At 63.7% G+C, this 26,883-nt stretch carries 25 protein-coding genes; 7 read left to right on the top strand and 18 right to left on the bottom strand.

From position 1 onward, the window contains the following. Nucleotide 1 precedes the first annotated feature (1 nt). From ABIB06_RS03900 to ABIB06_RS03840, 13 genes are all read right to left on the bottom strand, one after another. Nucleotides 2-2,332 (bottom strand): PAS domain-containing sensor histidine kinase, encoded by a 2,331-nt coding sequence (locus tag ABIB06_RS03900; protein ID WP_354044514.1) that lies wholly within the window; start codon nucleotides 2,330-2,332, stop codon nucleotides 2-4. 225 nt (nucleotides 2,333-2,557) lie between these two features. Continuing rightward, the gene (locus tag ABIB06_RS03895) at nucleotides 2,558-3,931 is read right to left on the bottom strand and encodes a cation-efflux pump (RefSeq protein ID WP_354044513.1); all 1,374 of its coding nucleotides are present in this window, start codon (nucleotides 3,929-3,931) and stop codon (nucleotides 2,558-2,560) included. 192 nt (nucleotides 3,932-4,123) lie between these two features. Further along, a complete protein-coding gene (locus ABIB06_RS03890) occupies nucleotides 4,124-5,095 on the bottom strand; it encodes a quinone oxidoreductase family protein (RefSeq protein WP_354044512.1) in 972 nt (323 codons plus the stop codon). Nucleotides 5,096-5,120: 25 nt separating this feature from the next. Continuing rightward, complete coding sequence (locus ABIB06_RS03885) at nucleotides 5,121-6,116, bottom strand: NAD(P)H-dependent flavin oxidoreductase (protein WP_354068435.1); 996 nt, start codon at nucleotides 6,114-6,116, stop codon at nucleotides 5,121-5,123. Nucleotides 6,117-7,135: 1,019 nt separating this feature from the next. Then, entirely contained in the window at nucleotides 7,136-7,774 is a 639-nt protein-coding gene (locus ABIB06_RS03880; RefSeq protein ID WP_354044511.1) for a hypothetical protein, read from the bottom strand. A gap of 73 nt (nucleotides 7,775-7,847) precedes the next feature. Beyond that, nucleotides 7,848-8,048: a hypothetical protein gene (locus ABIB06_RS03875; RefSeq protein WP_354044510.1), complete on the bottom strand. Its 201-nt coding sequence runs from the start codon at nucleotides 8,046-8,048 to the stop codon at nucleotides 7,848-7,850. Between the two features lie 210 nt (nucleotides 8,049-8,258). Continuing rightward, entirely contained in the window at nucleotides 8,259-8,660 is a 402-nt protein-coding gene (locus ABIB06_RS03870; protein ID WP_354044509.1) for a hypothetical protein, read from the bottom strand. A gap of 148 nt (nucleotides 8,661-8,808) precedes the next feature. After that, entirely contained in the window at nucleotides 8,809-9,597 is a 789-nt protein-coding gene (locus tag ABIB06_RS03865) for a fumarylacetoacetate hydrolase family protein (RefSeq protein ID WP_354044506.1), read from the bottom strand. Then, a complete protein-coding gene (locus tag ABIB06_RS03860) occupies nucleotides 9,594-10,613 on the bottom strand; it encodes a 2-dehydropantoate 2-reductase (protein WP_354044504.1) in 1,020 nt (339 codons plus the stop codon). The genes ABIB06_RS03865 and ABIB06_RS03860 overlap by 4 nt, the downstream gene beginning before the upstream one ends. A 226-nt stretch (nucleotides 10,614-10,839) precedes the next feature. Further along, nucleotides 10,840-11,268, bottom strand: coding sequence for a CBS domain-containing protein (locus tag ABIB06_RS03855; protein ID WP_354044501.1), 429 nt, complete (start codon nucleotides 11,266-11,268; stop codon nucleotides 10,840-10,842). Between the two features lie 183 nt (nucleotides 11,269-11,451). Continuing rightward, a complete protein-coding gene (gene oxlT, locus ABIB06_RS03850; protein ID WP_354044499.1) occupies nucleotides 11,452-12,774 on the bottom strand; it encodes an oxalate/formate MFS antiporter in 1,323 nt (440 codons plus the stop codon). A gap of 255 nt (nucleotides 12,775-13,029) precedes the next feature. After that, nucleotides 13,030-14,316 carry an oxalate/formate MFS antiporter gene (gene oxlT, locus ABIB06_RS03845; protein ID WP_247350002.1) on the bottom strand — a complete coding sequence of 429 codons (1,287 nt, stop codon included), beginning with the start codon at nucleotides 14,314-14,316 and terminating at the stop codon, nucleotides 13,030-13,032. 235 nt (nucleotides 14,317-14,551) lie between these two features. Continuing rightward, on the bottom strand, nucleotides 14,552-14,689 hold the full coding sequence (locus ABIB06_RS03840; protein ID WP_247496438.1) for a hypothetical protein: 138 nt from the start codon (nucleotides 14,687-14,689) through the stop codon (nucleotides 14,552-14,554). Between the two features lie 284 nt (nucleotides 14,690-14,973). Here ABIB06_RS03840 and ABIB06_RS03835 point away from each other — a divergent pair, with 284 nt between their 5' ends. Next, nucleotides 14,974-16,305, top strand: coding sequence for an Hsp70 family protein (locus ABIB06_RS03835; RefSeq protein WP_354044491.1), 1,332 nt, complete (start codon nucleotides 14,974-14,976; stop codon nucleotides 16,303-16,305). A 126-nt stretch (nucleotides 16,306-16,431) separates the two neighbouring features. Here ABIB06_RS03835 and ABIB06_RS03830 read toward each other — a convergent pair whose 3' ends face one another. After that, a complete protein-coding gene (locus tag ABIB06_RS03830) occupies nucleotides 16,432-16,875 on the bottom strand; it encodes an SRPBCC family protein (protein ID WP_354044488.1) in 444 nt (147 codons plus the stop codon). A gap of 464 nt (nucleotides 16,876-17,339) precedes the next feature. On the opposite strand from ABIB06_RS03830, the gene ABIB06_RS03825 reads away from it, so the two are divergent. The 3 genes from ABIB06_RS03825 to ABIB06_RS03815 all read left to right on the top strand — a co-directional run bounded on the left by ABIB06_RS03825 (nucleotide 17,340) and on the right by ABIB06_RS03815 (nucleotide 18,168). Then, a complete protein-coding gene (locus tag ABIB06_RS03825) occupies nucleotides 17,340-17,549 on the top strand; it encodes a cold-shock protein (RefSeq protein ID WP_211382982.1) in 210 nt (69 codons plus the stop codon). Between the two features lie 97 nt (nucleotides 17,550-17,646). Then, nucleotides 17,647-17,889 (top strand): transcriptional regulator, encoded by a 243-nt coding sequence (locus ABIB06_RS03820; RefSeq protein ID WP_247350006.1) that lies wholly within the window; start codon nucleotides 17,647-17,649, stop codon nucleotides 17,887-17,889. 54 nt (nucleotides 17,890-17,943) lie between these two features. Continuing rightward, nucleotides 17,944-18,168: a hypothetical protein gene (locus ABIB06_RS03815; protein WP_354044482.1), complete on the top strand. Its 225-nt coding sequence runs from the start codon at nucleotides 17,944-17,946 to the stop codon at nucleotides 18,166-18,168. Nucleotides 18,169-18,234: 66 nt separating this feature from the next. Here ABIB06_RS03815 and ABIB06_RS03810 read toward each other — a convergent pair whose 3' ends face one another. The 4 genes from ABIB06_RS03810 to ABIB06_RS03795 all read right to left on the bottom strand — a co-directional run bounded on the left by ABIB06_RS03810 (nucleotide 18,235) and on the right by ABIB06_RS03795 (nucleotide 22,601). Next, on the bottom strand, nucleotides 18,235-18,417 hold the full coding sequence (locus tag ABIB06_RS03810) for a hypothetical protein (protein ID WP_247444991.1): 183 nt from the start codon (nucleotides 18,415-18,417) through the stop codon (nucleotides 18,235-18,237). Between the two features lie 351 nt (nucleotides 18,418-18,768). Further along, nucleotides 18,769-20,046 carry a formyl-CoA transferase gene (frc, locus tag ABIB06_RS03805; protein WP_211394187.1) on the bottom strand — a complete coding sequence of 426 codons (1,278 nt, stop codon included), beginning with the start codon at nucleotides 20,044-20,046 and terminating at the stop codon, nucleotides 18,769-18,771. 64 nt (nucleotides 20,047-20,110) lie between these two features. Further along, the gene (gene oxc / locus ABIB06_RS03800; RefSeq protein WP_354044476.1) at nucleotides 20,111-21,844 is read right to left on the bottom strand and encodes an oxalyl-CoA decarboxylase; all 1,734 of its coding nucleotides are present in this window, start codon (nucleotides 21,842-21,844) and stop codon (nucleotides 20,111-20,113) included. A 61-nt stretch (nucleotides 21,845-21,905) separates the two neighbouring features. Then, nucleotides 21,906-22,601, bottom strand: coding sequence for a GntR family transcriptional regulator (locus ABIB06_RS03795; RefSeq protein WP_247350268.1), 696 nt, complete (start codon nucleotides 22,599-22,601; stop codon nucleotides 21,906-21,908). A gap of 345 nt (nucleotides 22,602-22,946) precedes the next feature. Here ABIB06_RS03795 and ABIB06_RS03790 point away from each other — a divergent pair, with 345 nt between their 5' ends. The 3 genes from ABIB06_RS03790 to ABIB06_RS03780 all read left to right on the top strand — a co-directional run bounded on the left by ABIB06_RS03790 (nucleotide 22,947) and on the right by ABIB06_RS03780 (nucleotide 26,882). Continuing rightward, nucleotides 22,947-25,076, top strand: a complete 2,130-nt coding sequence (locus ABIB06_RS03790; RefSeq protein WP_354044473.1) for an acetate--CoA ligase family protein — start codon at nucleotides 22,947-22,949, stop codon at nucleotides 25,074-25,076. A gap of 57 nt (nucleotides 25,077-25,133) precedes the next feature. Beyond that, complete coding sequence (locus ABIB06_RS03785; RefSeq protein ID WP_354044470.1) at nucleotides 25,134-25,982, top strand: IclR family transcriptional regulator; 849 nt, start codon at nucleotides 25,134-25,136, stop codon at nucleotides 25,980-25,982. A 108-nt stretch (nucleotides 25,983-26,090) separates the two neighbouring features. After that, nucleotides 26,091-26,882 (top strand): NYN domain-containing protein, encoded by a 792-nt coding sequence (locus tag ABIB06_RS03780; protein ID WP_247350018.1) that lies wholly within the window; start codon nucleotides 26,091-26,093, stop codon nucleotides 26,880-26,882. The last annotated feature ends 1 nt before the right edge of the window (nucleotide 26,883 follow it).

The following is a 26,883-nucleotide window of genomic DNA, read 5'->3' as shown; positions in this document are numbered from 1 at the left end:
TTCAGGCCGCGGCCGATATTCCGGACGCCGCCTTGATCGCGTCGCGCGGCAGGGTCACGCGCACGACGGTGCCGACTTCGAGCTTGGAGCGCAGCCGCATCGAGCCGCCATGGAGCTGTGCCAGCGAGCGGGCGATCGCAAGCCCCAGTCCCGAGCCGTGATAGGTCTTGGTGAGCTGGCTCTCGACCTGCTCGAAGGGGCGGCCGAGCCGCGCCAGTGAATGCGGCGCGATGCCGATGCCGGTGTCGGCGATCATCAGCACGATCCTGTCGTCGAACTGCCGGCTGCGCACCACGATGCGTCCGCCGTCGGGCGTGAACTTCACGGCGTTGGAGAGCAAATTGACGATGATCTGCTTGGTGGCGCGGCGATCGGCGACGACGGAGAGGGATTTTTCGATGTCGGCGTCGAGCGTCAGGTGCTTGTCCTGCGCCCGGCCGGTGACGACCCGCAAGGATTCCGCCAGCGTCTGCGCCAGGTCGAGCTCTTCCATGTCGAGCTTCATGCGGCCGGCCTCGATCTTGGACATGTCGAGGACGTCGTTGATGACTTCGAGCAGATAATGCCCGCTGGTCAGGATGTCGTGGCAGTATTCCTGGTACTTTTCCGAACCGAGTTCGCCGAACATGCCCGAGCCCATGATCTCGGAGAAGCCGATGATTGCGTTCAGCGGCGTGCGCAGCTCGTGGCTCATATTGGCGAGGAATTTCGACTTGGTCTGGTTGGCTTCCTCGGCGCGGGTCTTCTCGCGCTGGTATTTTTCGGCGAGATCGGCGAGCTCGCCTGCCTGTCGTTCCAGAGCTGCCTGCGAGCGCTTCAGGTCGATGACGGTGGCGCGCAGGCGCAGATCGTTGTCGACCAGCTTCTGCTCGTGCTCCTTGATGCGGGTGATGTCGGTGCCGACCGAGACGTAGCCGCCGTCCTTGGTGCGGCGCTCGCTGATGTGCAGCCAGCTGCCGTCGTCGAGCTGCGCCTCGAAGGTGCGCGCGCCGGGGCCCTGGCTGGCGGTCTCGTTATGGCGGGTTCGCACCTCCGGCATGCGGCCGACCTCGAGCACGGTCTCGTAAGAGGTACCGGAGATGACGGCACTGTCGGGCAGCTTGTGCAGGCGCTGGAAGTGCGAGTTGCAGAGCACCAGGCGGTCGCTGGCGTCCCACAGCACGAAGGCTTCGGGAATGGTCTCGATCGCGTCGCGCAGGCGCAGATCGGCTTCCACGGTCCGCTCGGCGAGGCTCTTCTGCTCGGTGATGTCGACGGCGATCCCGATCAGGTGCACGCTGGAATCGGTCGCACCGTGGGTCTTTTCGCAGCGGACGCGGAGCCAGATCCAATGGCCGTCGACATGCTGCATGCGAAAGGTCTGGTCGATGTGGTCGATCTTCTCGGAGATAAGCTGGTCGGCGATCTCGAACAGGTCGATGTCGTCGGACTTCACCAGTGCGTTGACCTCGCCGAAGGTGAGGAGCTCGTTGCGGCCGTCGAGGCCGAGCATCGAAAACATCGACTGCGACCAGAAGATGCGGCCGCGCGACAGGTCCCAGTCCCACAGCCCGCAGCGGCCGCGGTTGAGCGCGGTGTCGATCCGGCCGCGCACGGCGTCGTTGATCAAGTCGCCCTCGCGGGCACGGGTGGATTGCCAGTGGAAGGCGAAGCCGAGGATCAGGACGACGAAGCCGGTGGTGGCCGACAGCGTCACCGACAGCGCGGCGTCCGAGCCCCAGATCGGCTCGTTGCGCTCCTGGATCACGGTGACGAAGCCGGGCAGCGACTTGATCTGCCGCGAGGTCGCCATCGCGGCGTTGCCGTTCGGCAGCGTCATGTCGGAGATGTTGCCGTCGCGCGGCGGCGCCGCCAGCAGTTGCGCCGTCGTGATTGCGTCGAGCAGACGATCGTTGCCCGAGGGATCGCTGTCGACCGGGATGCGGGCGAGGATGCGGCGATCGAGGCCGGCCGAGGTGACGATGACGTGGCGGCCCGAGGCGGTGCCCCAGGACGGAATGAGATCGGACAGCAGCGTCGGCAGGTTCTCGATGTTCTTCAGCCGCTCCTGTCGCGCCGAGGTGAGGCGGTCGATGCGCTCGGCGAGCAGGTCAACGAGCGCCGACATGTCGTGGCGGATCACCAGCCGCTTCTGGCGCGTCTGATCGACGACCTGCACGAACGCGCCGAGGCAGATCGTGATCAGGAACGCGATGATGAGCGTCGGCACCGCGCGGCGCAGCGCCGGCTCCGCGATCAGCAGCCGATGGTAGGCAGGTTTCGCGATCGATTGCGCCAATCCTTTGATCGAATCGGATTGCACGCACGCGTTCGCGGCGTCTGCACGCGCCATGCCCTAGGCCCCCTGGAAACTCTGCTGCGACTGATTTCGAAAGCAGCCCCACATCGCTTTCGAATCACAGCGATTTGAATCCAGTTTTCGCGGCCTGTCGAGAGTCAATGAATCGTTAATGCCGAATAATTCTTATCCAATGGAGAGTTCGCGCCTCTCGCGTCCGTAAATTGACGTGCGTTACGAGTCCGAAACGGGAACGTGTGACTCCTCGCACATTCTGCATCATGCGCGCGGCGGTTCGGCGTGACTGATCACGCGCTTCACGCTCGGGAACGCGCGCCGCAGCGCACGCTCGATCGCGTCGACGTGCTCGTGCACTTTGATCACGCTCATCGACGGCTCGGCGCGGCAGTGGAAGTTGACGATCTCGCCGGCGTCGGTGTTGCGGACGCGGACATTGTGGATGTCGTGAATCTCGCCGCCGGCGGCGTATTCCGTCAGAGCGGCGGCGATGGCCTGCACCCGTTCCGGTGCGGCATCGACCCCGAACGGCAGTTCAGGTTCCAACGGCTCGATGTGGACGTCGACCTCGACGTCCGCGCCGAACTCCTCCTGGATGTTGCGCTCCAGCGTGTTGGCGACGTCATGGGCAGCGTCGAGCTGCATTCCGGCGTCGACCTCGAGGTCGATGCTGACGATCAGCTTGCCGCCGAGGTCGTGCACCGTGACGTGGTGGACGGCGAGTCCCGAATTATGCGCGATCACCATGATGCGGTCGCGGACGGTCTCGTTGTCGCGGGCGACGGGGACCGCGGTGAAGGTGAGGTCGGTATCGCCGAATGCTTTGTCGACGGCCGCTTGCGCCTTGCGCTTGATCTCCTCGACGCGGTCGATCGGATAGGTCCGCGGCACCTTTGCGATGGTGTCGATGAAGGTGGTCGCCCCGACCATGCGCACGCGCAGCCGTTTGACGTCGATCACGCCGGACACGCCCCGGATCGCGGCCGTGGCCTTCTCCTGCGCGCCCTCCGGGGCGCGGTCGAGCAGCGTCTGCACGGTCGAGCCGGCCATGCGCAAGCCGAGCAGGGCGATCATCACGGCGACCGCGGCGGCCGCGGCGGCATCGCCCCACCAGAAGCCGAGGGCGGCGAGGACCAAGCCCACGATCACGGCGAAAGAGCCCATCACGTCGGAGGCGAAATGCAGCGCGTCGGCGGCGAGCGCCTGGCTCCGCGTCTCCCGCGCGGCGCGGTGCAGGGCGCGGGCGCGCCAGAGATTGACGACGATGTCGATCACCAGCACCACGAACGGCACGGCCGAAATGGTCGGTGGCGGGGTTCCCTCGCGCAGCCGGCTGTAGGATTCGACCAGGATGCCGCCGGCGAGCACGTAGAGCAGGGCCGTGACGCCCAGCGCCGAGATGCTTTCGAGCTTGCCGTGGCCGTAATGATGCTCCTCGTCCGCCGGCTTGTCGGACACCCGTACCACCGCCCAGGTGATGATGGTGGCGACCAGGTCGACCGAGGAGTGCAGGGCCTCGGAGATCAGCGCCAGCGAGCCGATCGCGATCCCGACTGCGAACTTGGCCGCCGCCATGCCGCCGCTGGCGAAGATCGAGATCGCCGCGACCGAGGTCTTGTTGTGTTGGGAGCTCATGGCGTGGGATTTAGCAGGCCACGGGTGAACATCAAGCTGCAGTCCACAGACGTAGTCGCAAGTGAGTTGCAGGAGCACCTTTTCGTAGGGTGGACAGAGGCGCCATGGCGCCGTGCCTACCAACAGGCGTCTCCTGATCAACCGCTTGTGGTGGGCACGCTTCGCTTTGCCCACCCCGCAAGACTGGGACCGCTACGGCACCGTCACCACGATCTTGCCGAGGTGCTTGTTCGCCTCCATGTGCTCGAATGCCTTGTCGATGTCGTCGAAGGCAAACACCTTGTCGATTGGCAGCTGCAGTTTTCGCGACTCGACCGCGCCCCAGATGTCTTTGCGAACCTCCTCAAAAATCTCGCGGACCTCCTCGATGGTGCGGGTGCGGAAGGTGACGCCGACATAGTCGATGCGGCGCGCCGCATGCAGGTCGAAGTTGAAATCGGCATGGGTGCCGCCGAGCCGGCCGACATTGACGATGCGGCCTTTTACCTTGGTCGCGGCGAGGTTCCGGGTGGCGACTTGGCCTGAGACCTGGTCGACGATGAGGTCGACGCCTTCGCCGTTCGTCGCCTTCAGCACCTCGTCGACCCATGTGGGATCGGAGGAATCGACGGCAAGGTCGGCGCCATATTCCTTCAGCCGGCCGCGGCGAGTGGCATCGGTCGACGAGCCGATCACGAGTTTGGCGCCCTTGAGCCTGGCGATCTGCATCGCCATCAGGCCGACGCCGGAGCTTGCGCCCTGGATCAGCACGGCTTGCCCGGGCTGCACGCCGCCGACGGTGACGACGGCGTTGTGCATGGTCGCGAGCGCGACGGGGAGGGTGGCGGCTTCCTCGAAATTCATGTTCGAGGGCGCGCGGAACAGCCGGCCGTGATCGGCCAGCGTGTATTCGGCGAACGCCGCGCCGCCCGAGCCCATAATGCGGTCGCCGACCTTCACGCCCTTGGCATCCGGTCCGAGCTCGGCGACTTCGCCGGCCCATTCCATACCGAGCACGGTGCCGGCGCCGCCGGCCGCGCCATGGGCGTGGCCCTTGCGCATGCCGGTGTCGGCGCGATTCAGTCCGCAGGCGCGGACGCGGACCAGCACCTGCGTGCCTTTAGGTTTTGGTTGAGCGACGTCGGAAATCGTAGCGCCACCAGGGCCGTAGACATAAGCCTTCATAAATTGCTCTCGCTTCTTACAGTGACTATTCAGCAGCTTGCGCTGTCGGATGAACGATCATGCCTTCGAGCCGGCCGCGGATGATGGCCTCGGCTTCGCGCACGATCCGGGAGACGAGTTCGGCGCAGCTCGGGATGTCCTGGATCAGGCCCTGCACCTGGCCCGCCGACCAGATGCCTTCGTCCGAGTTGCCGGTCGCATAGACCATCTTGCCACGGGCGCCGGCGACGAGCTCGCGGATGTCCTCGAACTTGGCGCCTTCCTTCTCCATCGCAACGACCTTGGTCGAGATCTCGTTCCTGGCGACGCGGGAGGTGTTGCGCATGGTGCGGAAGATCAGCTCGGTCTCGCGCTCGTCATTGGCGACGATCTTCTCCTTGATGAGCTGGTGGATCGGGCTTTCCCTGGTGGCCATGAAACGCGTGCCCATGTTGATGCCTTCGGCGCCCAGCGCCAGCGCGGCGACGAGGCCGCGGGCGTCGGCAAAGCCGCCTGAAGCGATCATCGGGATCTTGATCTTGTTGGCGGCGGCCGGGATCAGGATCAGCCCGGGGGTGTCGTCCTCGCCGGGGTGGCCGGCGCATTCGAACCCGTCGATCGAGATGGCGTCCACGCCCATGCGCTCAGCCGAGAGCCCGTGACGGACGCTGGTGCATTTGTGCACGACCTTGACGCCGTGCTTCTTGAACTCGTCGACATGCTCCTGCGGCTTGTTGCCGGCGGTTTCGACCACCGTGATGCCGCTCTCGATGATGGCGGCGCGGTATTCGGCATAAGGCGGCGGCTTGATCGCGGGCAGGATGGTGAGGTTGACGCCAAACGGCTTGTCGGTGAGGTCGCGGCAGCGCGCGATCTCCTTCCTGAGGTCCTCCGGCGTCGGCTGGGTCAGCGCCGTGATGAATCCGAGCGCCCCGGCATTGGCGACGGCAGCGACCAGCTCGGCACGGCCGACCCATTGCATGCCGCCCTGGACGATCGGGTGCTCGACACCGACGAGCTTCGTGAACCGCGTCTGCAACATGATCTGTTTCCCCCGCCTGCGTGGCGCTCTGTTATCGGTTGATGGCGGCAGGATGCCGCCCGGGTCGGGAAAAGTCTATTGCGAGGTCGGACAGGGCGATCATGCGGGGGAGTGGGGGATTCCGTGGGGCGGATAATTGGGGCGCGATGAGTGTGGGCGACAGCGTCGTTCCGTCTCGTGTCCCGGACGCGCTGCAACGTCCTTCACGTTGCGGCGCAGAGCCGGGACCCATGCCCCGCGAGCACTCTGAAAGATGGGCCCCGGCTCTGCAGGGCACCGTCGAGGGGACGCTGCGCTGCATCCGGGGCACGGACGAACCGTCTGCGGATCAATCCCGACCCAACTTTCAAACAGTGGACACACCTTCGCCTCCTCGCGGCGCATTTCGCCCGAGCTTTGCCTGATCGCATCGCCCTCGTCGTGACAAGGGCGCAGGGAAGGCCGGGCGCCGGCTGGCACCCAGGTCCGTGCGCAGGAAGATGCACACGGGGTGGACCACAGGTCAGCCAATCGCCCGGCCTTCCCTGCGCAATGGTTTACGGCTTACTTCGTGCTCTCCTCGGGGAGCGATGCACTATTGCCCCCGTCGCCGAGCGGATCGCTGATGCGCACGCCCGGTCGGGCAGCAACATCACCGCTGGACTTGACGCACAGACCCCGGGCGTCAGGACCACACGACTTGACCGTCCGCGCACATCCTCGCTGGGACTTCGAGAGCTGGCGTGTGCTCACGCCCGAAGCCATGCGAAAACGCTGTCGGCATCGTGTCGTACGCGCGGTGGTGACTGCTCACGGCAAGGCCGCCCTGCAATTCCGATCGCGCCCGACGCCGTCGCGTCCATCGCTACCCTGCCCGCCGTTCGTGACGATCGCGATCCGTCCCTTGTCTCGGACAGGGTGGTTCGTGTGTACGGTAAATCAGAATTTCGGTAAAGTGGAATATTTTTGGCGCGGAGGATTGACAAGCGAGGTGGGGGAATTGCGCGGAGTGTTTTGCCCGACGGGTGACAAGGCTGCGGCTACTCCGCCGACAGCCGCACCATCTGGCGGCCGCCGTTTATTTCCTTGAGGCTGTTGACGAAGTTTTCCGGCCGCTGCCAGCGGTAGGGGACCTTCAATCCCATGTACTCGGCGATGTCGCCGATGAAGCCGGTGCAGTTGGTGGTCTCGGCGTTCCAGACCGGCGAGCTCGCCTGCAATCTCTTGATATAGGCAAACACGCGCTTGGCGTCGGCTTCGTTCAAATAGACGCGGTAGTTCGCGGTCAGATAGTCCGGGTCGAGATCGCCGTAACTCGCGCCGGTCTCCGCCGGCACCCAGGTGACGTGACCGAGCACATAGGCCCAGGTGTCGCCGGCGGGCGTGAGCCCTGCCACCTCGACGGCGCGCTCGCTGGTCTTGCCGTACCAGACGAAGGCGTGGCCCCAGCTCGCGGCCGTGCGGGCGCGGAAATCGACGTAGTACGGACCTTTCTCCGCGCGCCGCGTCGATGGCGGCGCCGGCCGCGATACGGTGTCGGTGGTGGCAAGCGCGTTTGCGTCAGCAACGCGCTTGTTCGCTTCGTGGGCCGAGGCCGAGGGTGTCGTACACGCGATCATGGCCGCGAGCGCAAATCCCGCAAGGATGCAGGGTCCCGATCGATCAGGTTTGTTCGTCACGCTGTGCCCCTCGACTGTCGGCCGCTTACGCCAAGTCTGCGCTTGCTTCTTCTGCGCGTACTTCGCTAACGCGTCAGTAGCGCGCCGCGACCGGGCCGGGCGCCTTGCCGATCGGGGCCTTTCCAACCGGGCTCTTGCCAATCGGCATCTTGCCGATCGGCGCCTGCTCCGAATAGACGGGAACGGGCTGGCGGCGCGGCAGATCCGCAGCATTCGCAACCGTCACCAGAGCAAGCGTAGCACCCAAGACAAATACAATCTTCTTCACAGTCATACCCCTAGAAGGTTTGGTCCAAACACGGCACCGCCGTGCCCCCAGACACGCCTCACAGAAGGGCGGCCGAATACGTCCACAGTGCGGCATCCGCGCGACATGTTGGCGGCATCTGCCGGGCGCGTGGAGATGTGATGTGTCTGAACGTTTCGGAGCACGCGGCTCGCAGGATGAGTTGAACGCAGCGAAACCATCCTACGCAGCTCGGCCTCACCCGATCCGGTTCAGGCTACTCCGAATCGTCGAGAAAATCCCGCCGATGTCTTTCCGCAATCCGTCGAGCGCGTTGAAATTGTCGAAGATGCGGGCTAGGCGGTCTTCGACCTCGCGCTTGCTCTTGGTCAGCGCATCGACGCGCGAGGCGAGGGTGACGTCGCCGCTCGCCTCGATCTCGCCGACGGTTTTGGCGAGGAGGTCGCGGGTGGTGCCGACGTCCGTAATCAGAGCCTCGATGCCGAACACCGGGGCCTCCAGCGGGACGAGATCGGCCTGCGACTTCGACAGCTCCGTCTTGAAGGCGTTCAGCGTCGCCAGCGTCTCCTGCAACGCGCCGAGGCGCTGGCGCGAAAGGGTCGCGGGGCTTGCCCGGACGTTTCCGGTAGCGCGATCCACGGCTGGTTGCGTCAGCCGATCGGCGGAGGGCGGTGGAGAGTACCGGATTTTACCGAATTGGGAGCGGGCGACGTCAGGTCCCCTCGGCCGTCATTCCGGGGCGGCGCGTAGCGCCGAGCCCGGAATCCATCGAACGACAGAGATTGCGCTACAGCCGAAACTCGTTGGTGAGCTCGCCGATGCCGTCGATCGCGACGGTGACCATGTTCACCGGCTCTTTCATCACGCCGACGCCGACCGAGGTGCCGACGGCAATGAGGTCGCCGGGGAGCAGGGTCATGTCGTGGGAGATCTTGCTGACCAGTTCCTGCGCGGTGAAGATCATGTCCGATATCGGATAGTTCTGCCGCTCCGCGCCGTTGAGGATGGTGCGGACCACCAGCTTGGCCGGATCGAGACCGGTGGCGATGACGGGGCCGAACGGGCCGTAATCGTCGATGCCCTTGGCGCGAGCCCATTGCGGGAACGTGGGATCGCTGGTCAGGATGTCGTTGGCGGTGATGTCGTTGACGCAGGTGTAGCCGAAGATGAAGCTGTCTGCTTCCGCCGGCGAGACGCGGGCGCAGGTCTTGCCGATGATGATGCCGAGCTCGCCCTCATATGTTGTCTTGCCGTCGTAATACGAGGGACGGCGGATCACGGCGCCAGGTGTCGTGATGCTGGTGGTGGCCTTCAGCAGATAGAGCGGCTCCGGTGGCTCAGGCTGGTTGAGCTTGGCCGCGAGCGCGTGAAAATTATTCCAGAGCGCGACGATCTTGCTGGGCGCGCAGGGCGCGAGCAGCTCGACCTCCGACAGTGCCAGCGTCTTGCCGGTGGCTGCATGGCGGCCGAACATCTCGCCCTCGTGCACGCTGATGCCTGACGAATTCAACGTGCCGAAGCCGGTCGCACCGCTGTTGCGGAAGCGGAGCCATTGTTTCATCTCGCCGGCCATCATGCCACCGCCAGTGCGCGCGGATCTGATGGCGTCGTGATACCGTCATAGAGACCGGCGATGCGGGCGCGCTGGGTCACCATCGCCAGCACCGAGTCGAGCGCGGGGGTGGGGACGCCGGTGAGGCGGCCCATCTCCTGCACAACGGTGACGAGCGGGTCGATCTCCATCGGACGGCCGCGCTCGAGATCCTGGAGCATCGAGGTCTTGTGCGCGCCGACTTTGCGCGCGCCCTCGATGCGGCGCTCGACGTCGACGCGGAATTTGACGCCGAACGTCTCGGCGATGCCTTGCGTCTCCATCATGATCGCGCGGGACAGCGCGCGGGTGGCCGGATCGGTGCAGATCACGTCGAGCGTTGCGTGGGTCAACGCGCTGATCGGGTTGAAGCAGACATTGCCCCACAGCTTCAGCCAGATCTCGTCGCGGATGCGGTCGAGCACGGGCGCTTTCAGCCCGGCGGCGACGAAGAGATCGGCGAGGCGTTGCACGTCCGGGGTGATTTCACCGGAGGGCTCGCCGAGCGGGAAATTGTTGCCGTAGACGTGGCGGATCACGCCGGGCGCCTCGATCTCGGTGGCGGGATAGACGATGCAGCCGATGGCGCGCCCGGCGCCGATTTCGCGCCACTGCCGTCCGCCGGGGTCGATGCTCTCCAGCGTCGCGTTCTCGTATTGGCCGCCGTGCTTGTAGAAGTACCAATAGGGGATGCCGTTGACGGCGGTGACGATGCGGGTGTGGGGTCCGAGCAGCGGCTGCATCTTCTCGATCACGCCGGTGATCGAGTGCGCCTTCAGCGTGATGATGATGTAGTCCTGCACGCCGAGCTCGGCGGGATCGTCGGTGCAGCGCGGATGCACGGTGTGCTTCTCCTCGCCCGCGAGCAGCGTCAAGCCGCGCTCGCGCATCGCGGCGAGGTGGGCGCCGCGTGCGATGAGGCTGACGTCGGCGCCAGCGCGCGCGAGCTGAACCCCGAGATATCCGCCGATCGCGCCGGCGCCGTAGATGCAGATCTTCATGGAATCCTCGCGGGACCAAAATTGGTCGTTCGTTCGATCGTTCACGCCACAGGCTCTCTGCACCTCTCCCGCTTGCGGGAGAGGTCGACGCGCTCGCGCGGCGGGTGAGGGCTCTATCCTCTTGGGGAGTCTTCCTAGCGGAGAGACCCTCTCCCCAACCCTCTCCCGCAAGCGGGAGGGGCGCCCTTTTTCCGTGGCTGCAGTTCCAGGAAGTGCGGCGACGCCTTCAGGCTGCTGCTTGCGGCGTGCGGTTGAGCGCTTCGTCCATGGCAGCGGCGATGTCGCGCATGCTGACGACCGAGACCAGACTGTAATCGTCGATGACAGGCAGGTGGCGGATGTGATTCTGGTTCATCAGATGGCGGATGTGCTCGATCGTGTCGCTCGACGTGCAGGACACGAGCTGCTGCACCGAGACCAGCTGCGAGACCTTGACGTTGACGGCATTGGCGCCGTGCTCGGCGACGGCGCGCACGACGTCGCGCTCGGTGAACATGCCGACCGCGGTGTTACCCTCGGAGCGGACCACGTCCTTCACCACCAGTGCGCTGATATTGTTGGCGCGCATCAGCTTGGCGGCGATACCCACCGTTTCGTTCATTCGCACCGTGACAACGCGCGGTGTCTTGTTGCGCAGAATGTCTCCGACCAGCATTGCAACCTCCCTGGGTGAATGTTGGAGCAAGTGTGGTATACATAATGCCAATGGTCAAGCGTTGGATTTGGCTGATCCGAAAAATCTTGCGGCAGCACTGCTGACGTTTGCCGTTCCCCAAAAGCAAAAAAGAAAGGGGCGCATCGCTGCGCCCCTTTCTCAACCGAGCAAGGTGCGTGGCCGTTACGCCGTCTCGGTCTTGGCGTTAGCCGTCGCGGCGTTGACGCTCTCGGCTTCCTTGCCGAGGATGAAGGAGCGGCGCATCGGCTTGATCACGAACAGCGCCATCAGCGCCGCCGTCGCGTTCAGCGCCACCGCGACCACGAACACGGCTTTCCACCCGTACGTCGCCGAGATTACGCTGGCGAGCGGAACGAGCAGGGATGCCGTGCCCTTCGCGGTGTAGAGCATGCCGTTGTTTGTGGTTGCGAACTTCGAGCCGAAGGTGTCGCCGCAGGTGGCGGGGAACAGCGAGTAGATCTCGCCGAACACGCCGAAATAGACAGCGGTCGCGAGCACGAAGACGACCGGCACGTGGCCATAGGACGACAGCGTCAGCAACATCAGCGCGGCGGTGCCGAAGGCGATGAACATGGTGTTCTCGCGGCCGATCGTGTCGGAGACGAAGCCGAAGAAGGGGCGTCCGAAACCGTCGAAGATGCGGTCGAGCGAGATCGCGAACGTCAGTGCCGCCATCTGGAAGCCTGCAAGCGTCACCGGCGTGTCGGCGATCTTGAAGTCGTGCGCGATCGGGGCGATCTGCGCCGCGGTCATCAGGCCGCCGGAGGCGACCATGACGAAGACGAGATACATCATCCAGAAAATAGGGGCGCGCAGCACCTGCGGCGGGGTGAAGTCGATCTTGGTCTGCGGCAGATTGAGCTGCCTCTTCTTCGGCGGGATCGAAATCCGCGGCGGCTGGATGAAGAAGGCGAGCACGAAGACGATCACGCCCTGGCCTATGCCGAAGGTGAAGAACGCGTGCTGATAGCCGCTCGTTGCGATCATGGTCGCGATCGGCACGATGGTGAGCGCGGCGCCTGCGCCGAAGCCGGCGGCAGTTGCGCCGGCGGCAAGGCCGCGGCGGTCGGGAAACCACTTCAGCGCGTTGCCGACGCAGGTGCCGTACACCGCGCCCGCGCCCATGCCGCCGATGATCGCGGCCGTATAGAGCAAAGTGAGGCTATCGGCGTAGGAGTTGAGAATCCATGACAGCGTGATCATGACGCCGCCGAACATGATGACGAGGCGCGGGCCGTATTTGTCGACGAACCAGGCCTCGATCGGCACCAGCCAGGTTTCGGTGACAACGAAGATGGTGAAAGCGAGCTGGATCGCGGCGCGGCCCCAGTGGTGCGTGTGATCGATCGGATCGACGAACAGCGTCCAGCCGTATTGCAGATTGGCGATCATCGCCATGCAGACGATGCCCATGACGAGCTGGAGCCAACGGAAACCTGTGCGAAGAGGCGCGGCCGTGACGGCGCCGTCGGTGCCGGAAATCATCAAGAACCTCCCAAGCGCCTGTCTGTTCGACACCGGTTGCAAGATGACCTGATGTCGCAATATTGTGGCTTATCGTCGCAAGCGCGGCGGGGACCTTGGTATACCATATTCCAGATTGCAAGCCCTAACTTGGCGCCCTGGTGACAAAAGGCGGGTTCCATTGGGAAAAATTGGGCTCGCGAAAGCTTCGCGCAAAACGAAAACGCCCGGCCTGAGGCCGGGCGTTTTGCGCAAGAAGCGCTTTTGGAGCGTGTGTCAGATAGTCGATTGCGCGACCACGACCTTGCGCCAGGGCTTGAGCACCGCGATCGCCAGCGCCGAGGCCAGGATGTTGGCGCCGGCCGCGATGATGAACACGTGGTCCCAACTGCCCGACGACTGCTGCATGTAGTTGCCGATCGGGACCAGCAGCGAGGCCGTACCCTTCGCCGTGTAGAGCAGGCCCGCATTGGTGGTCGCGAACTTGGCGCCGAACGTGTCGGTGCAGGTCGAGGGGAACAGCGAGTAGATCTCACCCCAGGCGAAGAACACGAAGCCCGAGAGCAGCACGAACCAGAGCGGATCGTGGCCCCAGAGGTAGAGCATCCAGATGCCGATGCCTTCCATACCGAAGGCGATGAACATCGTGTTCTCGCGTCCGATCATGTCGGAGATCCAGCCGAAGAACGGACGCGTCAGGCCGTTGAGCACGCGGTCGATCGTGGCCGCGAAAGTCACCGCGGTCATGGTCACCGCCATCAGCGTGACCGGCACGTTGTCGACCTTCCAGTCGAGCGCGATCGGCTTCAGGTTCGCCGTCACCATCAGGCCGCCGGCGCCGACGATCACGAACATGAAGTACATCAGCCAGAAGATCGGCTGGCGCAGGACCTCGGTCGGCTGGTAGTTGCGGCGCGTCTGCACCAGCGCGGCGTTCGCGACCACGCTCGGCACCTGACCTGCTTTCGGCGCGAGCAGGAAGAAGGCGAGGATGCAAATGACGATGCCCTGGCCGAGACCGAAATAGAGGAAGGTGGTCTGGAACCCGCTATCCTTGATCATCGCCTGGATCGGCGCGACCGTGAGCGCGGAGCCCGCGCCGAAGCCGGCAGCCGTGATGCCGGCGGCAAGGCCGCGCTTGTCAGGAAACCATTTCAGCGCGTTGCCAACGCAGGTGCCATAGACGCCGCCCGCGCCGATGCCCGCGATGATCATGCCGAGATAGAAGCCGTTGAGCGTGGTGGCCTGGGCATTGATCGCCCAGCCGATGGCGCACAGCACGCCGCAGATGAGCACGACGAGGCGCGGGCCGTATTTGTCGACGAACCAGCCTTCGACCGGCACGAGCCAGGTCTCGAACAGCACGAACAGTGTGAAGGCCCATTGGATTGACGCGCGATCCCAGCCGAATTTCTTCTGGATGTCGGGGACGAAGAACGTCCAGCCGTATTGATAGTTGGCGATCATCACCATCGCCCCGACCCCGACCGCCAGTTGCGTCCAGCGATACGTGTCGCTAACGCGCGCAGCTGTAGGGGCGGTTGCTTGCACCATGTCCGTCATAAAGCCTCCCGTGGCGCCTCTCATTTTTCTGCGAGCGCTGGGACGGCATTCTTGTATGCATTATGCCAAGCTTCAAGCGCTGGTCCGGTCACCGTGCGCAAATGCCGCAGTACCTTGACCCGTTGCGGCTGTGACTCAGGCCAGCACAAGTAGAAATGGCCCCGTCCTACGGGGCCATTCATCAAAAGTAGTATGCGAACCGGTCTGAAACCGTCGCGCTCCTGGCAGCGCGGGCTTACAGGCCGAAACGGGGGAGGTCGCCGTTGTGATTCGAAATCTCGGCGCTCGCCATCAGGAGGCGGTCGATCGTGGCCATCAGGCGGGCGAACAGCGAGGAGGACGGTGCGAGAGCGACGGCAGCGGACTTGGACATTGGAGATCCCTTCTTGAGACGGTCAGTATTGCTGTCTCATTTCGAAGGGCAATCTATGTATACCAGATGCCACTGTCTACGCATGCCATTGCATAGCAGCATGCGATATCCCGCATTGCAACATAGCACGGGGTTAACGGGGCCGTTTCGCGCTTAAAGTCCTCCTGGACAGCCGAAACGCGGTGTTTGGCGGTCCGGCAGGGTCTTGGCAGGGCAAGGTCTTGGCAGGGCAAGGCAAAGCCGTTAGTGGTCTGCCCCCTTCCAATCATCTGTCAGAGTGGTTCATGTCGAGCGCCTCGCCCGCCGTCTCGATCGGCATCGATTTTGGGACCAGCAACACGGTCGTAGCGATTGCAGCGGACGACCGCCGGGTCGAGGCCATCCGCTTCGACCATGGCGGACAGCGCCACAGCGTCTTTGTCTCGGCACTGTGCTTCTGGGAGGACCGGCCGGGAGCCGGGGCCCAGGCCGAAGGCGGCCCCTGGGCGATCGAGCAGTTCCTCGAAGGGCGCCACGTCTACCGCTTCCTCCAGTCGTTCAAGACCTTCGCGGCGAGCTCGAGCTTCAACACCACCCAGGTGTTCCGGCAGCGCTACAAGTTCGAGGATATTCTGGCGGCGTTCCTGCGGACGCTGGCGCGCCATGGCGGCGACAAATTCGGCTTCGAGACGTCGACCATCACGGTCGGCCGCCCGGTGCGCTTCGCCGGCGGCAATCCCGACGAAGCGCTGGCGATGCAGCGCTACCGGGCCGCGTTCGAGCGCCTTGGCGCCGGTCACGCGCGCTATGTCTACGAGCCGGTCGGCGCCGCGTTCTCCTTCGCCCGCCGGCTGGAGCGCGACGCCACCGTGCTGGTCGCGGATTTTGGCGGCGGCACCAGCGATTTCTCCGTGATGCGTTTCTCGCGCAAAGGCGGCAGCTTGCGTGCCGAGCCGCTCGGCCATGCCGGCATCGGCATTGCGGGCGACACCTTCGATTACCGCATCGTCGACCATGTCGTTTCGCCGCGCCTCGGCAAAGGCTCCAGCTTCCGCTCGTTCGACAAGGTGCTGCCGATCCCCACCGGCCACTACACCAATCTCGCGCGCTGGCATCAGCTCGCAATGATGAAGAGCAACGGCGACCTGCGCGAGCTCCGGGACCTTGCGCGCACCGCGGTGAAGCCGGCTCTGCTCGAGGACTTCATCACCATCGTCGATCTCGACCTCGGCTTTTCTCTGTACCGCGCGGTGTCCGATGCCAAGGTCGCGTTGTCGGCGCAGGACCAGGTCGAGTTCCGCTTCAAGGGCGGCGGGGTCGACATTGGCTCGACCATTACGCGGAAGAATTTTGAAGCCTGGATTGCCGACGATATCGCGAGGCTCGGGGCCACCGTCGACAAGGTGTTGGGCGAAGCCGGCATCACCGCGCGCGAAATTGAGAAGGTGTTTTTGACCGGCGGCACGTCCTTCGTGCCCGCTGTCCGAAAACTGTTCGCCGAGCGGTTCGGCAACGAACGGCTGATGTCGGGCGACCAGTTCGAGTCGATTGCCTACGGCCTGGCCTTGATCGGACACAGCCCCGACCCGGAGCGCTGGACCGCAAGCGGCGGGCTGGAGTCGAGGGTGGGCGCGTAAGCGCTGTGAGACTGGGCTCGATCGCTTGCCCCGCTTCCGGACAGGACTATCGCATTCAAGGCTGTTCTCTGCCGCCCATCCTTCGAGACGCCCGCCTTTGGCGGGCCCTCGGCTCCGCGTGGGACGCTACTGGTTGATCTCGGGCTCGACGAGCTTCGCCAGATTCCGCAGCGACTCCTGCCAGCCGAGATAACAAGCCTCCGGCGGGATGACGTCGGGAATGCCGGCCTGCGTGATATCCACCTCGGTGCCGACGGATACTTTCTTCAGCAACACCGTCACCTGGATCTCACCCGGCAGATTGGGGTCGTCGAACTTGTCGGTGTAGCGGAGACGTTCGCCGGGGATGAGCTCGAGATATTCGCCGCCGAAGGCGTGGCTGTTGCCCGTCGTGAAGTTACGGAACGACATCTTGAACGTGCCCCCGACCTTCGGTTCGAAATGATGCACGGTGCAGGTAAAGCCATTCGGCGGAAGCCATTTCGCCAGCGCATCCGCCTCCAGAAAAGCGCGATAGACTTTCTCGGGGCTGGTCGAGAGAACGCGGTGCAGGCGGACAGTGCTGGGCATGATCGTTCTTCCTCATGAATCGTTGGGCTCGACCTCAGCGTCTATTGCCCATTCATGTCTAGATGACGAACGGGATACTTCCGATCCGACAGGGCGTCTCGAATTTCTATAGGGGATGCCTGGCGAGAGCTGGCATACTGGCGCCATCCTGCGGCATCGTGCCTACTCCGTCCGTCCTGACGCGGGCGTATCTCGCCGTCGAGTTCCTGAGGCATAGGGTCCGGCCAATCCTTGAATCCGGCCAAGCCTTGAAGGCTGGCCAAGCCATGAAGGCTGGCCAAGCGCCTTGGAATCCGCCCAAGCCTTGCAAATGAGGCAGATGTGGTATACGTTAGAGCTGTTCGTTCAGCCGCTGTGCCTTGTTGAATGTGCCCGCGGGCTCCTTTTCCATAGACATCGACGAATTGACTTGGTTCTGCGTGACTATCGCGCGGGGCGCGCGCGTATGCGCTTTGGAGAAGAAAATGACAACAGGTACTGTGAAGTGGTTTAACGGCCAGAAGGGCTTTGGATTCATTCAGCCGAACGACGGTGGTAGTGATGTGTTCGTTCACATCAGCGCGGTCGAACGGGCTGGTCTTGCGGGTCTCGCAGAGGGCCAAAAGGTCAACTTCGAGCTCAAGACCGACAAGATGCGGGGCAAGGTCAGCGCAGAGAATCTCTCGCTGGCTTAAAGCCCTGGTGCCGTTTCACGGATGTACTGAAACGGCCACGCCACCCGCTCGATCCCAGGATTGAGCGGGTTTTGTCTGTTGCAGAGCAGGGTGAATAATGAGCGCCAGGAAATCGGCCGAACCATCACCTGAAGCCATAGCGCGCACCAATCGTCAGCGTTTGGCTGCCGAAGAAGGCGTGCGAGCCATGGCGGATGCCGAAAAGCAAGCCGTCGATGTTCGCAAGAACATGGCGCGGCTTCGAGAGCTGCGCCGGGCCAAGGAAGCGGCCGACGCGACCCTTCAAGCGTCGTTGCCGGCGCCTGCCCCCGCGAAGCGCAAGAAGAAGCTGCCGCCATAGCCGGCACTAAAAGCGCCGACGAAAATCTGGAGAGGGCCGGTCACATGCCAAAGAGTGCGGGTCGTGCCTAGAATAAAGTCGGACAGCGGTGGCACAATCACTTTCTTTCTCGCGCTTGGCGCGGGCCGGCAAATGTGTCGACTTGCCACCACGTTCCTGACGCAGAAGCAGGCCTTCAGCTATCTTCAAAAGAACCGAACGGAATTAGAGCGCGTCGCGCGGACTCGGCTGGCCTTAGGCGAGCTTGAAGACGGGATCGTCGTGCTCTCGATGCTTTAGATCGGGGTCGATTTCGATGCCAGGCTTCCAGCGCGTTTGCGAACGGAAGCTGGTTCAGAGCGGCTCCTAATCGGAATCTTTTCCCGGCTTGGCTTCGCGGGCCAATCGCTCGGCTTTCAGCCGCTCCCGGTTCTCGTTGAAGGAGTTCTGGTCCTTCGCATAGTCATTCACCGGCTTTTGCGTTGTGGTTGGTTTAAACGCCTTGTTGGCTTCACGCTTGGCGCGATCAGGGGATTGATCTTTCAACATTTCGACCTCACTTTCATCAACGTTCGTGGTTCGACCAGAACGCGACGCTTTCCTCTCGCATCCTGCATGTTTAGGCCTCGCCTTCCAGGGAGAAGGCGGCAAGTTCTTCAGCGGTATGCAGGTCTTTTGCGAGGCGTTCAGTCACTCGCTATGGCCGCGGCACGCCCGCATTTGAGAGCACACCGGTCGAGATAACAACGGCCGGCTGCCGCATCGGTTCCCCAAGATTAGTCCTTATTCGCTTTGGCGGGTCAACCCAGGAAACGTGCCGATTGCGCGACATGGTTCATCTCGGCGCCAGCAAAAAGGCCGCCGAAACCGGCGGCCTTCTGTTTTCTCGGGTAGCTCCGCTTACTCCGCGGCCTGCTTCTGCGGCGGATCGAGCGCGCCGGACTTGTGAATGTCGGCGACCTGGTGGTCCGAGAAGCCGAGTACGCTGCGCAGGATCTCGTCGGTGTGCTCGCCGAGCAGCGGGGAGCGCTCCACGTCGCTTGGGGAGTCCGACAGCTTGATCGGGTTGCCGACCGAGATGTACTTGCCGCGGGTAGGGTGGTCGACCTCGACCACGGTGCCGGTCGCGCGCAACGACTGGTCCTCGGCGATCTCCTTCATCGACAGGATCGGGCCGCAGGGGATGTCGTCCTTGTTGAGGATTTCCATCGCCTCGAACTTCGTCTTGGTCATCGTCCACTGTTCGATGCGGCCGAAGATCTCGTTCAGGCGCGGCAGGCGGACGGCCGGCTTGGCGTAGTTCGGATCAGTCTTCCAGGTCGGTTCGCCGATCACGTCGCAGATCTTCTCCCAGACCGGGGCCTGGGTGATGAAGTAGATGTAGGCGTTGGGATCGGTCTCCCAGCCCTTGCACTTCAGGATGCGGCCGGGCTGGCCACCGCCGGAATCGTTGCCGGCGCGCGGCACGGCATCGCCGAACGGAATGCCTTCGCCGAACTGGCTGTATTCCTTCAGTGGGCCATGGGCGAGGCGCTGCTGGTCGCGCAGCTTGACGCGCGCGAGGTTGAGCACGCCGTCCTGCATCGCGGCAGTGACCTTCTGGCCCTTGCCGGAATGGGTGCGCTGATAGAGTGCGGTGACGATGCCGAGCGCCAGATGCAGACCGGTGCCGCTGTCGCCGATCTGTGCGCCGGTGACCAGCGGAAGACCGTCGCGGAAGCCGGTGGTGGAGGCGGCACCGCCGGTGCACTGCGCGACGTTCTCATAGACCTTGCAGTCTTCGTACGGTCCGGGACCAAAACCCTTGATCGAGGCGACGATCATCTTCGGGTTGATCGCCTGGATCTTCTCCCACGGGAAGCCCATGCGGTCGAGCACGCCGGGGCCGAAGTTCTCGACCAGCACGTCGCACTTCTTGATCAGCTCGGTGAGGACTTCCTTGCCCTTGGGGTTCTTGGTGTCGAGCGTGATCGAGCGCTTGTTGTGGTTGAGCATGGTGAAATACAGGCTGTCCACGTTCGGGATGTCCTGCAGCTGGCCACGGGTGATGTCACCCACGCCCGGACGTTCCACCTTGATCACGTCGGCGCCGAACCAGGCCAGCAGCTGCGTGCAGGTCGGTCCGGACTGGACGTGGGTGAAGTCGAGAATGCGAACGCCCTCAAGCGCCTTGGTCATCGTGTTGCTCCGTACTCTGTCTGCCCCTGCCAACCGCAGGGAATAAAGGGTTGAAGGGGAGGACTTACTTTTTCTTCTGCAGAACGCTCTGCGGATTGAGGTTGCCGATGCGGCCGCTCTCGGAACCTGCAGCCGGATCGATCACCGCGTTGATGAGCGTCGGCTTGCCCGAGGCCATCGCCTCGTTGACGGCGCGCTTGAGCTCGTCCGGCGAGGTCGCGTTCACGCCGACGCCACCGAAGGCTTCCATCATCTTGTCGTAGCGCGCACCCTTGACGAAGACCGTCGTCGCCGGATCGGAATTAGCGCCGTTGACGTCGGTGCCGCGATAGATGCCGTCATTGTTGAAGATGACGATGCAGATCGGCAAATTGTAGCGGCAGATGGTCTCGACCTCCATGCCGGAGAAGCCGAACGCGCTGTCGCCTTCCACCGCGAGCACGGGGTGGCCGGTCTCAAGCGTTGCCGCGATCGCCTGGCCCATGCCGATGCCCATCACGCCCCAGGTGCCGACGTCGAGACGCTTGCGCGGCTTGTACATGTCGATGACGCCGCGGGCGAGATCGAGCGTGTTGGCGCCCTCGTTGACGAGGATCGCCTCGGGATGATCCTTGATCACGTTCTTCAGCACGCCGAGCGCGCCGTGATAGTCCATCGGCGATTTGTTGTTCATGAGCTTCGGCGCCATCTTGGCGACGTTCTCTTCACGCTTGGTCGAAATCGCCTTGGTCCATTCGGTCGGCGGGGCGGTCCAGCCCGAAGCCATCGCCTGGTTGAAGGCGGAGACGACCGAGCCGATGTCGCCGACGACCGGTGCGACGATCTCGACGTTGGAGTCCATTTCCCTGGGCTCGATGTCGACCTGGATGAACTTCTTGGGCGCTTCGCCCCAGTTCTTGCCCTTGCCGTGCGAGAGCAGCCAGTTCAGCCGGGCGCCAATCAGCAGCACGACGTCGGATTCTTTCAGCACCGTCGAGCGAGCAGCACCTGCGCATTGCGGATGGGTGTCGGAGAGGAGGCCCTTGGCCATGCTCATCGGCAGGAAGGGGACGCCGCTCTTCTCGACGAAGGTTTTGATCTCCTCGTCGGCCTGCGCGTAGGCCGCGCCCTTGCCGAGGATGATGAGCGGACGTTTTGCGTTCTTCAACACATCAAGCGCGCGCTTGATGGAAGCGGGCGAGGGGATCTGCGCGGGAGCCGCGTCGATCACCTTGACCAGCGACTTCCGGCCGGCATCGGCGTTCATCACCTGGCCGAATAGCTTTGCCGGCAAATCGAGATAGACGCCGCCGGGACGGCCGGAGACGGCGGCACGGATGGCGCGGGCCAGGCCGATGCCGATGTCCTGGGCGTGCAGCACGCGATAAGCCGCCTTGCACAGCGGCTTGGCAATCGCGAGCTGGTCCATCTCTTCGTAGTCGCCCTGCTGGAGGTCGACGATCTCGCGCTCGGAGGAGCCCGAGATCAGGATCATCGGGTAGCAGTTGGTGGTGGCGTGCGCGAGCGCGGTGAGACCGTTGAGGAAGCCTGGCGCGGAGACGGTGAGGCAGATCCCGGGCTTCTTGGTGAGGTAGCCGGCGATCCCCGCCGCATAACCGGCGTTCTGCTCGTGGCGGAACGAGATCATGCGAATACCGGCCGCCTGCGCCATGCGGCCCAAATCCGTAATCGGGATGCCCGGCACATTATAGATCGTGTTGATGCCGTTCAGCTTGAGCGCGTCGATAACGAGATGAAAACCATCCGTCAATTCCTGCTCGGTGCCCGGTGCTTCGGACTTGGTCGCGGTATTCAGCATGGGCGTTGTCTCCCTGGTCTCAGCTACTGGGGCGAGTGCTTCGCCCTTCTGGTGAACGTTGCTAGTTGAATAATTCCTGGCCGTGCGCTTCGACGTAAGCAGCAAGGCCGAGGGTGTGGTCGCGGGCGCGCTTCTCGGCGAGCTCGGTGTCGCGCGCTTCCAGTGCTTCGATCATGCCGAGATGCTCGGGCAGCGAAGTCGCTGTGCGGTCCTTGCGTCCGATAGTCAGCTGGCGATAGCCGCGCACGTGCAGCAGGAGGTCGTTGGTGAGATCGACCAGCACCGACGATTCCGACAGCGAGATCAGCGCCTGGTGGAAGGCGATGTTGGCGCGCGAATATTCCTCGACGTGATCCTCGGGCAGGCGGTCCTTGCCAAAGTCCTTGAAGTAGTCGCGCAGCGCCGTGATGTCTTTCTTGCGCGCGGTGGTGGTGATGAGGCGGGCCGCCATGCTTTCCAGCGCCGCCCAGGCGCGGATCATGTCCACTATCTCGGTCTTGGTCCTTCGCACCACCATGATGCCGCGGCGCGGAACCGTTTTCACGAGACCGTCCTGCTCGAGCATCGCGATGGCTTCGCGGATCGGCGTGCGGCTCACACCCAGGCGTTCTGACAGCGCGCGCTCGTCGAGCATCACCGGCTCGGGCGTCGAGTAGATGTCCATCTTGAGGATAGCTTGCTTCAAGGCGTCATACGCCTTGTTCTTGAAGCTGCTCTCCGGGGCAATACGAACGATTGCGATATCTGCCTCGGCCATGTTCGGCAACGCCTTGGTTGGTTTCCGCAGTGACACGACGAATCTCCTCCAGTGGGAGTCGTCTTTTACAGGAATATTGACCGGAAAGTTTTTGGCATACCAAATACCAGAATGTCAAGCTGCCTATTTTTCGCAGCATTCTAAGGTGCGCTGCAGCTTGACAAGTTGGCTTCTGGCATACCAAATGCCATCGCCAGCCATTTTTGATCCAAAGCTGCGGAGTAGTCTCAGGCTTACGCCACTCCGCTCCGCGACATGGAACAGAGCGCGGCGATTGGCAAGCATCACGGGCAGCCGCAACACGCGCGCGCTTTGAGAAAGAACTAAGGTCCAGGGAGAAGCCACATGTCCAATTCCAAAGATGCCGTCCGCAAGGTGCTTGACCAGGTCAAGGCGGACAACCGCACCAGCCTGACCGCGCCGGAAGGCAAGCTGGTCTGCGACGCCTACGGCATTCCGGTGCCGAAGGAGGGCGTGGCGAAGTCGGCCGGCGAGGCTGGCAAGATGGCCTCGTCCATGGGCTTCCCGGTGGTGATGAAGATCGTCTCGCCGGACATTCTCCACAAGACCGAAGCCGGCGGCGTCATCGTCGGCCTCAAGACGGCCGAAGACGCCGAGAAGGCCTACGACACCATTCTCGGCAACGCCAAGAAGTACAAATCCGATGCCAAGATCGAGGGCGTCCAGGTGCAGCAGATGCTGGCCGGCGGCACCGAAGTGATCGTCGGGTCGATCACCGACGCTTCGTTCGGCAAGCTGGTTGCCTTCGGCCTTGGCGGCGTGCTGGTCGAGGTCCTGAAGGACATCACCTTCCGCCTGGCGCCCGCGACCAAGCAAGACGCGCTGTCGATGCTCGACGGCATCCAGGCGCATGAGATTTTGAAGGGCGTTCGCGGCGGCGAGCCGGTGAACCGCACGGCGCTTGCGGATATCATCGTCAAGGTCTCGCAGCTCGTCACTGATTTCCCCGAGATGGTCGAGCTCGATCTCAACCCGGTGTTCGCGACGGCAAAGGACGCGATCGCCGCCGACGTCCGCATCGTCGTCGATTTCGCTTACGTGCCCAAGCCGAAGCCGCGCCCGACCGAAGAGATCGTCGCGGCCATGAGCCGCATCATGCAGCCGAAGGCGGTTGCCGTGGTCGGTGCCTCGGCCGAAGACGGCAAGATCGGCAATTCCGTGATGAAGAACCTCATCAACGGCGGCTACAAGGGCGACATCTACCCGATCCATCCCAAGGCCGCCGAAATCCTCGGCTACAAGGCGTATAAGAGCGTCAAGGACGTGCCGGGCGTGATCGACACCGCGGTGTTCGCGATTCCCGCGAAGTTCGTGGCCGCGGCGCTGACCGAATGCGGCGAGAAGAAAATTCCCGGCGCGGTTCTGATTCCGTCGGGCTTCGCGGAAGCCGGCGCGCCGGAGCTCCAGGCCGAGATCGTCGAGGTCGGCAAGAAGTACGACATCCGCCTGATGGGGCCGAACATCTACGGCTTCTACTATACGCCGGCCAATCTCTGCGCGACCTTCTGCACCGCCTACGACGTCAAGGGCCACGCGGCGCTGTCATCGCAGTCGGGTGGCATCGGCATGGCCATCATCGGTTTTTCGCGCTCGGCAAAAATGGGTGTGTCGGCCATCGTCGGTCTCGGCAACAAGTCCGATATCGACGAGGACGATCTGCTCGCCTTCTTCGAGCAGGATCCGAACACCAACCTGATTGCGCAGCACTGCGAGGATCTCAAGGACGGCCGCGCCTTTGCCGAAGCCGCAAAACGCGTCTCCAAGAAGAAGCCTGTCATCGTGCTCAAGGCCGGCCGCACCTCCGCCGGTGCGAAGGCAGCCTCGTCGCACACCGGCGCGCTCGCCGGCAACGACAAGATCTACGAGGACGTCCTGGCGCAGTCCGGCGTGATCCGCGCCCGCTCGCTGCGGCAGCTGCTCGAGTTCGCGCGCGGCGTGCCGGTGCTGCCGACGCCCAAGGGCGAGAACGTCCTGATCATCACCGGCGCAGGCGGCTCGGGCGTGCTGCTGTCGGACTCCTGCGTCGACAACGGCCTGTCGCTGATGTCGATGCCGCCGGATCTCGATGCGGCCTTCCGCAAGTTCATCCCGCCGTTCGGCGCGGCCGGAAATCCTGTGGACATCACCGGCGGCGAGCCGCCGATCACCTACGTCAACACGGTCAAGCTCGGCCTGACGGACGAGCGCATCCATTCGCTGATCCTCGGCTACTGGCACACTATCGTCACGCCGCCGATGGTGTTCGCCCGCAACATGATCGAGGTGAAGAAGGAGATGGAGGCGAAGGGTTTTGTGAAGCCGATCGTCGCCTCGCTCGCCGGCGACGTCGAGGTCGAGGAAGCCGCCGAATATCTCTACCAGAACGGCATCCCGGCCTATGCCTATTCGACCGAACTGCCGGTCGAGGTTCTGGGCGCCAAGTACAAATGGGCGCGCGGGGCAGGGCTGCTCTGACACGAGGACTTTCACCTCTCTCCGCACGCGGAGAGAGGTGACAATTGTCAGGTCGCGATGGGCAAGAACGTGATCCGGCGCAAATCGCTCGAGCCTCGATCGTCATCGGAGGCTGACCACGACGCGCGCGACGGCGGTGTGCAGTCCGTCGGCCGCGCGCTGTCGATCCTCGAGACACTGGCCGAGGACGACGAAGGCTATCGCCTCAGCGATCTCGCCGTCCGCACCGGCCTGTCGGCCTCAACCGTGCACCGCCTGCTGGCGACGCTGGAAAGCCGCCGCTTCGTGCAATTCGACCGCGCCGAATCCAAATGGCATGTCGGCGTGCGCAGCTTCACGGTCGGCGCGAGCTTTGCCCGACGGCGCAATTTCAGCGCCCAGGCCATTCCCTATTTGCGCAAGCTGCGCGATCTCACCCGCGAGACCGCCAATCTCGCCGTCGTCGACGACGAGTTCATCATCGTGCTGACCCGGATGGAGAGCCGCGAGATCATGCGCTCGCTGACCAAGGTCGGCGGTCGCGTCGCCATGGTGACATCGGGTGTCGGCAAGGCGGTGCTTGCGACCTACTCCGACGAGGACGTCGGTGCCGTCATCCGCCATCACGGCATGCCACGCCTGACCGAGAAATCCATCGTGCGACCGAGCGATCTGTTCAGGGAGCTCGCGACCATCCGCAAGCAGGGTTTTGCGGTGGATGATGAAGAGGCCGAGATGGGTCTGCGCTGCGTCGCAGCCGTGGTCTACAGCCCCAGCGCCGAGCCGCTCGCCGCGATCTCAGTGTCCGGCTTGACCAGCCGCGTCACCGACGCCCGGCTGCCCGAGATCGGCCGCGTGGTGCGGGACGTCGCGGCGGAACTGACGGCAGCGCTTGGCGGCGTGATGCCGGCGGCAAAGCCGGGTTGAGCCAGGCCTGCGCTCCATCGCCACCTTGCGGGAGAAATCAGCTCTGGCGGCAAGAGCCCCGACATCGGTATATCCGTCCACCGTTGTCGCGTCCTTTTGGGGAAAGTCATGCCGTCAGAGCTCCGTTCGCCCCGTCTCGCCGTCCTGATTGATGCCGACAATGCTTCGGCCAAGATCGCGGATGGACTGTTCGAGGAGATCGCCAAGATCGGCGAGGCCAGCGTCCGCCGCATCTACGGCGATTTCTCCAATGCCAGGTCCAGGGGCTGGGCCGACATCCTGTCGAAACACGCCATCATCCCGCAGCAGCAATTCGCCTATACGACGGGAAAGAATGCATCCGACATAACGCTGGTCATCGACGCGATGGACCTGCTGCACAGCGGCCGGTTCGATGGCTTCTGCCTGGTGTCGTCCGACAGCGACTTTACCCGTCTTGCCGCCCGTATCCGCGAGCAGGGCGTCGATGTCTTTGGGTTCGGCGAGCAGAAGACGCCGGAAAGCTTCCGGCAGGCCTGCCGAAGGTTCGTCTATACGGAGAACCTGCTTCCCGCCCCCGCGAACACGCAGGATGCGGCGGCGAGGTCAGCGCCACTTCAGCCGCCCGATGGGGCAACCCCCATCATCAAGAGGGTCATCACCCAGATGGAGAGCGAAGACGGCTGGGTCACGCTCGGGGAGGTCGGGCGGCAGCTTGCCAATCTGGCGTCCGATTTCGATCCGAGGACGTTCGGTTTCCGCAAGCTGAGTGACCTCGTGCGGAAGACAAACTCCTTCGAGATCGATGAGCCGAAGGGGCGGTCGATGCGGATTCGGGTCAAGCCCGCTGCCGCACCACCGTCGAAAACGCGGAACCCGCGCAGAAGGTCAGGGACGGCAGGCGTTCCACCCAAGGCGTAAG

It is taken from the genome of Bradyrhizobium sp. LB8.2 (genome assembly GCF_040548035.1).
Lineage (GTDB): Bacteria > Pseudomonadota > Alphaproteobacteria > Rhizobiales > Xanthobacteraceae > Bradyrhizobium.
The sequence above is the reverse complement of the archived record's forward strand: the minus strand, read 5'-3'. Positions and strand labels throughout refer to the sequence as shown.